This is a genomic window from uncultured Roseovarius sp. (assembly GCF_913057115.1).
GTDB lineage: Bacteria > Pseudomonadota > Alphaproteobacteria > Rhodobacterales > Rhodobacteraceae > Roseovarius.
On record NZ_CAJXNN010000064.1, the window covers coordinates 1 to 10611 of the forward strand.

The window sequence follows — 10611 nt, forward strand, 5'->3', positions numbered from 1 at the left end:
CAGGCCCCACACAATCCTTGCAAACGCCCTCCAGGTCGGACGATGCCCGGACTGCGCCTGATGGCGGCCTTGGGCTCAAACCCGCCCTTCGCAAATGATGCGGTGTTTGCGTTGGCACGCCGCCAATCTTTCACAGCCGCACAAATCGTACGAAACTCACGTACGTTCTGTACGTTTCTCACCGCGCGCGCTGTTAACCCGCCGGGGTCCAGGAAAAAATACCGACGCGATACCGACGTGATACCAACGCGATGCAGACAGGATTTTTTGCTTTTAACCCATAGGGTTAGCCTTGATTCGGGCGCCATAAAAAAAACGGGCCGGGCAAGCCCGTTCGAACGGGCTTGGTGCTAGACCATTCCACAGGACGTGATAGGTATCTGGTATGAGCCTGAACGCTGTGACGCCCGCCTTTGTCGATAGCTTGCGTGGCACTCTTTCCGAGGGTGCCATTCGCGAGATCACCCCCAACTATCTTGAGGAGCCGCGCGGGCGGTGGGCAGGGCAAGCGGGTGTCGTGGTGGCGCCCGATAGCGTCGAGGGTGTGGCGCAGGTGATCCGCACGGCGCATGAGGCGCGCATTCCGGTGATCCCCTATGGGGGCGGCACCGGGCTTGTGGGAGGGCAGATCGTCAGCGATGGCCCCGCGCCCGTGCTTCTGAGCCTTGAGCGGATGCGCGCCATTCGGGGGATTTACGCGCACGAAAACGCCATGGTGGTCGAGGCGGGTGCGATCCTGTCGGATGTGCATGAGGCCGCGCTTGGCGCGGATCGGCTTTACCCGCTGTCGATTGCTGCAAAAGGAAGCGCGCGGATTGGGGGGCTTTTGTCCACCAATGCGGGGGGCGTCAACGTGCTGCGCTATGGCAATGCGCGGGAATTGTGCCTTGGGGTTGAGGCGGTTTTGCCCAATGGGCAGATTTATCACGGGCTAAAGCGGTTGCGGAAGGACAACGCGGGCTATGACCTCAAGGACCTGTTGATCGGGGCGGAAGGCACGCTGGGCGTGATCACGGCGGCCGCCCTGCGGCTGGCGCCGCGCCCGGCGGGCGAAGGCACCGCCCTTATGGTGGTGGAAAGCCCGGCGGCGGCACTTTCGCTTTTGTCGCTGGCGCGGGATCATATGGGCGAAGGGGTGAGCGCCTTTGAACTGATGCATCGTGCGGGGCTGGAGTTTCTGGCCGAGACCCTGCCGGATATTCGCCAGCCTTTCGCGGAAAGCCCCGAGTGGTTCGTGTTGATTGACGTCGGATTGGCGCGTGGGTTGGACCCGGCGGCGGCTTTGGAGGCGCTGTTTGGCGAGGCCTTGGAGGCCGGGTTGGTCAGCGACGGGATGATCGCCCAGAGCGAGGCGCAGCGGCATGAGTTCTGGGAGGTGCGCGAGCAGATCCCTGAGGCAAACCGGCGCATTGGCTCGGTCAGTTCGCATGATATTTCCCTGCCGATGGGCGCGATCCCGGAGTTTATTGCCACCGCGCCCGAGCATATCGCGCGGCTGGGGGACTTCCGGATCAATTGTTTCGGGCATCTGGGCGATGGCAACCTGCATTACAATGTCTTTCCCATGCCCGGCAAAAGCCGAGCGGATCATGAGCACCAACGCGATGAGATCAAGCGCATCGTACATGATCTGGTGCATGCCATGGCGGGCTCGGTCAGTGCCGAGCATGGCATCGGGCGGTTGAAGGTCGAGGATTTGGAACGCTATGGCGACGCCGCGCATTTGTCGGCGATGCGGGCGATCAAGGCAGCACTTGACCCCAAAGGCATCATGAACCCCGGGGCGGTTTTGCGCCAAGGATGAACGGATTTCCGCCCATCGCGCATCCGTGATCCATATCGTGCAACCTTCCCCCTAAAAATCCCTGCGCGCCCAGCCCAGATGAGTGTCACAACACCAAGAAAAGGGGCAGGCCCATGCGCGCGACGATGATCATCTTACAAGCTGCTATCTTGAGCATTCTGGCCGTGGTCGGAGCCATGGGCGACAGCGGGCAAAGCCAAAGTTGCCCCCTGCCCTCGGCCCAAGCGGATTTGCATTGTCAGCAGTGATGGAGCGGGCCAAGGCCTTTGCAAAGGCCTTGGGTGTCGCGAAAACAGGCAGTGTTACTGTGCGGCTTTGGCCTCTGCGATCGCCGGCATGATCTGGCTTTCCAGCACGCGCTCGGTAATCGGGCCGGCAAAGCGCAGAACGATGTTGCCCTTGCCGTCGATCACATAGGTTTCCGGCACGCCGTAGACTCCCCAATCGAGCGCCATGCGCCCGCTTTCATCGGCACCGATGGCGGTATAGGGGTCACCGAGTTCATCCAGAAACCGCAGGGCATTGCCCGGCTTGTCCTTGTAATTCACCCCGTAGATCGTGATGCCCTGATCGGCCAGATCCTCGAGAATGGGGTGTTCCACCCGGCAGGGCGCGCACCAGCTGGCCCAGTAGTTCAGCAGTTTAACCCCTTCCGAGCGCAGCTCGGCATCGGTGAAGGGGGTCTTGTCGCCCAATGGCGTGACCTGCACCGCCGGGGCCGGTTTGCCCGTCATGGCCGAGGGCAGTTCATCAGGGTTTTCGCGTTGCATACCGAAGAAGAAAAGCGCCGCCAGACCGGCGAAAATCGCCGGGGGCGCGATCATCAGTGGGGAGATTTTAGCCATTCTTTCGGGCCTTCTGTTCGACATCCTCAAGCTGTTTGGCCACCTTGGCCGAACGCCGCAGGCTAAGCCAGACAAGCACGATCAAAAGAGCGAGAGAGACCGCATAGGAGGACAGCACGGCCTCGGCGTATTTTCCAAGATCAGGCATCATTTTCCTTATCCCATCCGTTCACGGGCCAGAAGCGCGCGCATCCGGCGCGCGCGGATTTCGGTGCGGGTGCGCAAGAGCACTAGTGCTACGAATAAAAGCACGAAGCCCGCGATGCAGACCAGCAGCGGGAAATAGAAAACATCGGCCACGTTTTCTTCCTTATCGAGACTGAGCGACGCGCCTTGGTGCAGCCCTTGGTTCCAGAAGTTCACCGCGTAGCGTGACAGCAGGGCAAAGACCGAGCCCACAAGGCAAAGGATCGAGGTGAGGTCAGCGGCGGTATCGTCATTCTCGATCGCTTCCCAAAGGGCGATATAACCAAGGTAGAAGAGAAACAGGATCAGGAAAGAGGTCAGGCGCGGATCCCAGGCCCACCATGTGCCCCACATGGGTTGGCCCCAGATGGCCCCGGTGGCCAGCGCGATCACCGTCATCACCGCGCCGATGGGCGCCGCCGCGCGGGCGGCCAGAGCGCTGACGTGGTGTCGGCGGACGATCCAGATGAGCGAGGTGACCAGCATCATCAGCCAGACGTTGATGGCCATTAGTGCCGAGGGCACGTGCAGGTAAATGATCTTGACGGTGGAGCCTTGGCGATAATCGTCGGGCGTAAAAAAGAAGCCCCAGACCAGCCCGACCACGAGGCAGACCACGGCCAGCACCGAAAACAGCGGCAGCACCTTTTCGGTGGTCTGGATGAATTTCTTGGGGTTGGCATATTGCCAGAGTGAATTCAGGCTCATCGGTTTTCCCAATTGGCTAGCGCAGGTTGACTTTCAATACCGCAGCCGAGGCGAAAGGCAAAAGCGCGATGGTGCCGCAGGTGATGCCAGCAAGCATCAGAAGCGGCGTTGTGGTGTCTTGGCCTTCGACGCCCCGGCGGGCCATCTCGGCCCCGAAGATCAATGTGGGGACATAAAGCGGCAAGACAAGAAGCGACAGCAGCAGCCCGCCGCGTTTGAGGCCCACGGTGAGGGCCGCGCCGAAGGTGCCGATGACGCTGAGCGCGGGCGTGCCGAGCAGGAGCGACAGGACAAGTGGGGCGTAGCCGGTGGGCGGCAGGCTGAGTAGCAGGCCAAAGAGGGGGGCCGCCAGCACCAGCGGCAGGCCGGTGGTCAGCCAATGGGCCAGCGCCTTTACTGTGACGATACCTTCCATCGGCAGGGGTGAGGTGGCCAGCAGATCAAGGCTGCCGTCCTCCCAATCGAGGGCAAAGATGCGATCCAGCGATAGCAGGCAGGCCAGCAACGCACCCAGCCAGAGGATACCCGGCGCGATCTTGGACAAAAGCCCGGATTGCGGGCCGACGCCGAAGGGGACAAGCGTGACCACAATGAGGAAGAAGGCCAAGCCAAGGCCAAAGCCGCCACCGGCGCGCATGGCGAGTTTCAAATCCCGGGTCAGCAGCGCGATCACAGGAAGGCCTCGTCAAAATCATCGGGGTCCATGGCGCGGGCACGGTAGGGGCCGACATCAAGGATTTGTGCATCGGGCAGGCCAAGGTCGATATGGGTGGCGATGAGGGCCGAGCCGCCCTGCCCCAGATGGCGGCGGACGGTTTCGGCGAACATTTTGACCGCATCCACATCCAAAGACACGGTGGGTTCGTCCAAGATCCAGATAGGCCGCCCGGTGACGAGAAGCCGCGCCAGACCAAGGCGGCGTTTTTGCCCGGCCGAGAGCGCGCCCGCAGGGCGGGTGCGCAGGGCATCGAGTTGAAAGGCTTCAATTGCCGCGTCGATGTTCGAGGTCGCGAAAACACTGGCCCAAAAGTGCAGGTTTTCTTCGACCGTCAGGGTGGGTTTCAGCCCATCGGCGTGGCCTGCATAGACCATGGTTTCGGGGTCAGCCGTGATGTCGCCCTCAAGCGGCGGTTGCAGCCCCGCGATGGTGCGCAAAAGGGTTGTCTTGCCCACACCATTGGGGCCGCGCAGGACCAGCGCCTGCCCCGCCGCAAGCGACAGGTTGAGGCCTTCTAGCACCTTGATCCCGCCGCGCGCGATGGTGAGGTTGGATACATTCAATCCCATGCAGATGTCCCTACCCCATTGGTGGCGCGGCGAAAAGTGACCTAGATCAACCCGTGCTGATTAATTTCAGACCGGCAGCACTGCCACGGCCACGCGGCGGCCTTCGGACAGGAGCACGTTGTAGGTGCGGCAGGCGGCGGGAGAGTTCATCGCCTCGACCCCCAGCCCTGCTTCTTCCAGTTGTTCGCGAAAGGCGGGCGGCACATGGGCGGTTTCGGCACCGGTGCCGATAAAGATCACGTCCAATTCCTCGGCCAGTTCCAGAAGCGGCGCGGTATCGTCATAGCCGCCCCAGCCGCGCGCGCCATGCACCGTGACCAAGGCCGCGCCTTCGATCACCCCACCACCAACACGGAAAAACCCCGGGCCGTAGCCTTCGATGGGTGTGGCATTGTCAAAGCGCATCTCGTTGAGTTGCATGGCAGCCCCCTTTCAGTCCCAGATCGGCAAGCCGGTGAGCACCGCAAGGCCGATCACACCATAGGCGGCCCATCGGTACAGGCGCTCGCGCTGCGGGTCAAACAACGACTGGCCGATCATCGTGGTCGTGAAATAGGGCACGGCAAGGATCAAGGCCAGCCATAGGGTTTCCCAAGCGATGGCCCCGCGCAGGAAAAGATTGATAGCGATCACCACGTCGAGGGCCGCCAGAAACAGGATGGTATTGGCCCGCACGGTTTGTGCTGCGGCTTGGCCCGCGAGGTAAAAGAGGATCACCACGGGCCCGGTGAGGCCCGTGAGGCCGCCGACAACCCCCGCAGCCCCACCGATACCGGCCAGCCCGGGGCGCGATACGCGCCCCGAGAAGCGCCAACCCGAGACAAGCGCGGTCAGCGTCAGGCCCGCCACGAGGGCCACGATCCAGCGGATGGTGAGCCCGTCAAGCCGCTCCAGAAGCCATATGCCCAATGGCACGGTGATGAGCGCCGCCAGCGCCAAAAGCCCCACCTCGGCGCGGCTGGCCTGCCCCCATGCGCGTGGCAGAAGCGCGGCGGTGCTGAAAACCCCGGTGATGGTCATCACCCCGATGACGGCGGCGGGCGGCAGGAAAATCCCCGCGACGGGCACGAAGATCAGCGCGGTCCCGAACCCAGTGAAGCCCCGCACGATACCGGCCACGGCAATCGCCAGCATCAGGAATATCAGGCCGGGGGTCGCCCCGGCCGTGATCAGTGCCTCAGGCATCCACGTTGGCAAACTGGTTCCCGGCGTTGGCGTCGGGCTTGGACCAGTCGCGTTTGACGCCCAGCCACAGGAGAATGACGCTGGCCACGAAAACCGAGGAATAGGTGCCCACGATCACGCCCCAGATCATCGCGAAAACAAAGCCGCGGATCACGTCACCGCCCAGAACGAACAGAGCAATAAGCGCCAGAAGGGTGGTGACCGAGGTCATCACCGTCCGGCTGAGGGTTTCGTTGATTGATATGTTGAGCACCTCGGACAGCGGCTTTTTCTTGTATTTGCGCAGGTTCTCGCGCACCCGGTCGAAGACCACCACCGTATCGTTGAGCGAATAGCCGACGATGGTCAGAAGCGCGGCGATAATGGCAAGATCGAACTGAATTTGCAGTTCCGAGAATATCCCGATGGTCAAGACCACGTCATGCACAAGGGCCGCCACGGCGCCCACCGCGAACTGCCATTCGAACCTTAGCCAGATGTAAACAAGCACCGCGCCGATGGCGAGCGAGACGGCGATCACCGCGGCGGTGATCAATTCGCCCGAGACCTTGGGGCCAACGGATTCAACGCTCGTAAACTCGATATCCGGCACGGCCTGTTGCAAGGCGGCCTCGACGCTGGCCACCACCTCGGCGGATACGCTTTCCTGCCCCTCTTGCGCCTGAATGCGGATCATCGAAACGTTTTGATCAGGGCCGAAGGTGGGATCAAACACCTCTGTGATGGAAATATCGCCCAGTTCCAGCGGCTGGATCGCGTCGCGGTATTGGCCGATATCAATCGGTTGCGCGCTTTCGGTGCGCACCGTGGTACCGCCCCGGAAATCAATCCCGAAGTTCAGCCCTTGCAGCATGAAGGAGCCCGCCGCGATGACGATCAGCACCGCCGAGATGCCCAGGGACAGTTTCCAGCGGCGAAAGAAATCCCACTTCGTGTCTTTCGGGACAAGCCGCAGCGCCTTGCCCGCCATGAGCGTTTTCGGGCGTTTGCGTTCGAACCACATGATAATCATCAGGCGCGTGACGAAAAGCGCCGTGAAGACGGAGGTGAAAATCCCGATCATCAGCGTCCAGGCAAAGCCCTGCACCGGGCCGGAGCCCATGACCAGCAGGATCACGGCGGTAATGAGCGTGGTGATATTGGCGTCGACAATGGCGCTGAGCGCTTTCTCGTAGCCCAATTCGATGGCCCGCGCCGGGCCTTTGGCCGATTTCATTTCCTCGCGAATTCGCTCGAAGACCAGAACGTTGGCATCCACCGCCATCCCGATTGTCAGGACGATCCCGGCGATGCCCGGCAAGGTGAGCGTGGCGCCGATCATGCTGAGCAGGCCGAAGATAAGCCCCACGTTGATGACAAGCGCGATGTTGGCGAAAATCCCGAAGGTGCCGTAACTGGCGAACATGTAGACAAGGACCAGGACGAAGGCCACGATACAGGCGATTTGCCCGGCCTCGATGCTGTCGGCGCCCAGTTCCGGGCCGATGGTGCGTTCTTCGAGGAACTCCAAGCCCGCAGGCAATGCGCCGGCCCTCAGAAGCACGGCCAGGTTGGTGCTTTCCTCAACCGTGAAATTGCCGGTGATGATGCCCGATCCGCCGGGGATATGGCTTTGGATCACAGGGGCGCTGACCACCTCGCCATCCAGCACGATGGCGAAGGGGTTGCCGATGTTTTCCGCCGTGTAGTCGCCGAACTTGCGCGCGCCGGTGGGGTTGAAGCGGAACGAGACCGCAGGCCGCCCGTTTTGGTCGAAATCGGGCTGTGCGTCGGTCAGTTCCTCGCCGGTGACCACGGGGGCCTTTTCGAGGATGTAATAGAGCCCTTCTTCGTCCAGAGAGGGCAATATCTCATTGCCAGGGCCGGGGTTTTCCTCGGCATTCTGGGTGCGGCTGACCACCGGCTGGAAGGTCAGTTGCGCGGTGGTGCCGATGATCTCTTTCAGCTCTGCCGCGCTGCCGATTCCGGGCACCTGGATCAGGATACGGTCGGCCCCCTGGCGTTGAATAGTCGGCTCGCGGGTGCCGACCTCGTCAATGCGTCGGCGAATGATTTCAAGGGCTTGGCGGACGGTGCGCTCATCGGTGGCGCGTTGTTCGGCTTGGGACAAGCGCACGATGATATCCGCACCTTCGGTGCTGACGTCGATATCCGAGGCCCCGGCGCCGGAAAGACTGGTGACCGGGCGGGCAAGGCCGCGCACGAGGGAGGCGGCATAAGAGGCCTCCTCGGCACCCTCGACCAGACGCACACGAAGTTCAGCGTTTTCCGTCTCTTGCAGGCGAATGGGGCCGATGCGCCCGCGCTCCTCGCGCAAGAGGTCGCGCACCTCGGGCCACATGGACTCGATCCGCGCGGCATAGACATCCTCAACCTGCACCTCGGCCAGAAGATGCGCGCCGCCGCGCAGGTCGAGCCCCAGATTGACCAGATTGGACGGCAGGAAATCGGGCCAAAGCCCCGCATCTTCCATCACCTGCGGGTTTTCTACCCCGTTCTCGATCGCGGCCTGCGCATCGTTGTAACTTTCAACCCGCGGGTAGAAGACATTGGGCAGGGCCATCAGCAAACCAAGGGCTACAAGCCCCCAGATTACCAGGCGTTTCCACAGGTCGATTTGCAGCATTATCCTGCCTTTTCAATAGGATGTCAGAGGTTGAAGGGCGTTTACCCCTCGGCCGGCTCGGTTTTCGACAGCACTTGGGCGACGGTGGATTTGATCACGCGGACGCGCACGCCATCGGCCAGATCGACCTCGATCTCGTCTTCGTCCTTGACCTTGGCGACCTTGCCGATGAGCCCGCCTTGGGTGACCACCTGATCGCCACGGCGCAGCGCCTCGACCATGGCTTTATGCTCCTTGAGCTTTTTCTGCTGCGGGCGGATCAGCAGGAAATACATGATCGCGAAAATCAGGATAAGCGGGATAAACTGGCCAATGGCTTCCATGGGTCGTGTCCTTAAGATGGGGGCGCGGCAAGGCCGCCGAATTGCGGCGAAACCTATGGGGCGAAGGGGGCATTTGCAAGGTGCGAAACGCGCGTCGGTTTGACGTCGGTAAAACGTCGGTATTGCGTCGGTGCGGTTGCGAGGGTGGGCGAGGCGCGGTTTTCGTGTTTAGGTTGCGTGAGATTGACGGATTCGAGGTACGCGGGTGAGTAACGACGACAGGTTTGGTCTGGTGGATTGGCTGACCCTCAAGCGGCGGCTGGACTTTGGCAAGGCGCGGTGGTTGGGACCGTTGTTTGCGGTGGTTGCGACGCTACTTGTCGTGCTCGCCGTTGGAACGGCTTTCACCCTCTTGGGTCGCGCCCTTTTCGGCGGTCTCTTGGATGTCCCCGGCAGTAGCCTTGGCGTCGGTGGCGTCACCGTCGCCCTGATCGGCGCGCCTTTCGTTATCTGGCGGTCAATCGTGGCGCAGAAACAGGCCGACATTGCCGAACAAGGGCAAATCACAGACAGGATCAACAAGGCGGTTGAGGGCTTGGGGGCGGAAAAGACTGTTCGTACCCACCGAAGGGATAGCCGGGGTCAACTTCTTTACCACGCGAAAGAGGGGAGTTCACACAATGCTGGCAAGGACTTGGATTTTAAGCGACCCGTGATCACCGAACTCACTGAACCCAACCTCGAAGTGCGCCTCGGGGCGATCTATGCATTGGAGCGGATCAGCCAAGACAGCGCGCGGGACCATATACAGATCATGGAAATCCTGTGCGCCTATATCCGGCAAAATGCCGGGCGCGAGACTGTGTCACTGCCTGACAGCGGAGTGGCAAACGAACCTGTAACAGTCCAACAATGGACTAGTTGGAGGGGCAAAAGCGTAGAACATCCACGGCAGGACGTGGATGTAGGTTTGAGAGTGATCGAACGGCGTAGTGAAAATCGAAAACAGTTGGAACGCGATAAAGGCTATCGGTTGGGCTTGGAGCGTCAGATTTTACGAAAGTTGATCCTGTCAAAGCGCGACATGAGCGGCGCAGATTTGCGTGATGCGGAGTTACAAGGTGCCGAATTTGTTGGCTCGATACTAAAAGGTGCAGCCATTGAAGACGCTCAATTACAAGCCGCTTCTCTGTCGCGAGCCGACTTGAGAGGCGCGTATGCAAACGCAGCTGATTTCACATGCGCGTGGCTATTCAACGTGAAGCTAAATGGTGCACGACTGATCAACGCGATTTTCGATTCAGCAGTTCTTATAGGGGTTAAAATGCAAGGCGCGGAATTGATGAATGCGAGAATGCAACATTCTCAGCTTAGCGGTGCCGATGCTCGCGGCGCAAATTTCATACAAGCAAAGTTTCAGGGCGCTCAACTTCAATCGGCCAGATTTGAAGGATGCGACTTGCGGCATATAGAAATTGACCAAGACACAAATTTTGAAGATACAAAATTCTTCGGTGCTGCGGTTTGTCATGTGAATTTTGCCGACTCGTCCATCACAGCAAACCAGCTAAGCGAAATGTTTGGCGATGCCTCGGTGAGGCTACCCGGTGGACACGGGCCAAAGCATCATAGCTGGCCAAAACATTGGCCAAAATTTAACTTGCCACCTCAAGACTTCGAAACCGAATGGCGCAAGTGGCAGGCCGA

At 60.8% G+C, this 10611-nt stretch carries 12 protein-coding genes; 3 read left to right on the forward strand and 9 right to left on the reverse strand.

Annotated elements, in window-relative coordinates; all coding sequences use genetic code 11:
- Positions 1 to 385 precede the first annotated feature (385 nt).
- A complete protein-coding gene (locus tag QZ498_RS16640; RefSeq protein WP_294624270.1) occupies positions 386 to 1804 on the forward strand; it encodes an FAD-binding oxidoreductase in 1419 nt (472 codons plus the stop codon).
- Positions 1805 to 1917: 113 nt separating this feature from the next.
- The gene (locus tag QZ498_RS16645) at positions 1918 to 2052 is read left to right on the forward strand and encodes a hypothetical protein (RefSeq protein WP_294624272.1); all 135 of its coding nucleotides are present in this window, start codon (positions 1918 to 1920) and stop codon (positions 2050 to 2052) included.
- A gap of 54 nt (positions 2053 to 2106) precedes the next feature.
- On the opposite strand, the gene QZ498_RS16650 is transcribed toward QZ498_RS16645, so the two are convergent.
- The 9 genes from QZ498_RS16650 to yajC form a co-directional block, all read right to left on the reverse strand.
- Positions 2107 to 2649, reverse strand: coding sequence for a DsbE family thiol:disulfide interchange protein (locus QZ498_RS16650; RefSeq protein ID WP_294624273.1), 543 nt, complete (start codon positions 2647 to 2649; stop codon positions 2107 to 2109).
- Positions 2642 to 2800: a heme exporter protein CcmD gene (gene ccmD / locus QZ498_RS16655; protein ID WP_294624275.1), complete on the reverse strand. Its 159-nt coding sequence runs from the start codon at positions 2798 to 2800 to the stop codon at positions 2642 to 2644. Before ccmD ends, QZ498_RS16650 begins: the two co-directional genes overlap by 8 nt.
- A gap of 5 nt (positions 2801 to 2805) precedes the next feature.
- A complete protein-coding gene (locus QZ498_RS16660; protein WP_294624277.1) occupies positions 2806 to 3543 on the reverse strand; it encodes a heme ABC transporter permease in 738 nt (245 codons plus the stop codon).
- Between the two features lie 16 nt (positions 3544 to 3559).
- Positions 3560 to 4216, reverse strand: a complete 657-nt coding sequence (ccmB, locus tag QZ498_RS16665; protein WP_294624279.1) for a heme exporter protein CcmB — start codon at positions 4214 to 4216, stop codon at positions 3560 to 3562.
- Complete coding sequence (gene ccmA, locus QZ498_RS16670) at positions 4213 to 4830, reverse strand: heme ABC exporter ATP-binding protein CcmA (protein ID WP_294624281.1); 618 nt, start codon at positions 4828 to 4830, stop codon at positions 4213 to 4215. The genes ccmB and ccmA overlap by 4 nt, the downstream gene beginning before the upstream one ends.
- Before the next feature lie 66 nt (positions 4831 to 4896).
- Positions 4897 to 5250 (reverse strand): Mth938-like domain-containing protein, encoded by a 354-nt coding sequence (locus QZ498_RS16675; RefSeq protein WP_294624283.1) that lies wholly within the window; start codon positions 5248 to 5250, stop codon positions 4897 to 4899.
- A 12-nt stretch (positions 5251 to 5262) separates the two neighbouring features.
- Positions 5263 to 6015 carry a sulfite exporter TauE/SafE family protein gene (locus QZ498_RS16680; protein ID WP_294624285.1) on the reverse strand — a complete coding sequence of 251 codons (753 nt, stop codon included), beginning with the start codon at positions 6013 to 6015 and terminating at the stop codon, positions 5263 to 5265.
- Entirely contained in the window at positions 6008 to 8641 is a 2634-nt protein-coding gene (secD, locus tag QZ498_RS16685) for a protein translocase subunit SecD (RefSeq protein WP_294624287.1), read from the reverse strand. The genes QZ498_RS16680 and secD overlap by 8 nt, the downstream gene beginning before the upstream one ends.
- 41 nt (positions 8642 to 8682) lie before the next feature.
- A complete protein-coding gene (yajC, locus tag QZ498_RS16690) occupies positions 8683 to 8964 on the reverse strand; it encodes a preprotein translocase subunit YajC (protein WP_294624289.1) in 282 nt (93 codons plus the stop codon).
- 205 nt (positions 8965 to 9169) lie between these two features.
- Between yajC and QZ498_RS16695 the strand changes: the two genes are divergently transcribed.
- On the forward strand, positions 9170 to 10611 hold a 1442-nt coding region (locus QZ498_RS16695; RefSeq protein ID WP_294624291.1), incomplete at its 3' end, for a pentapeptide repeat-containing protein.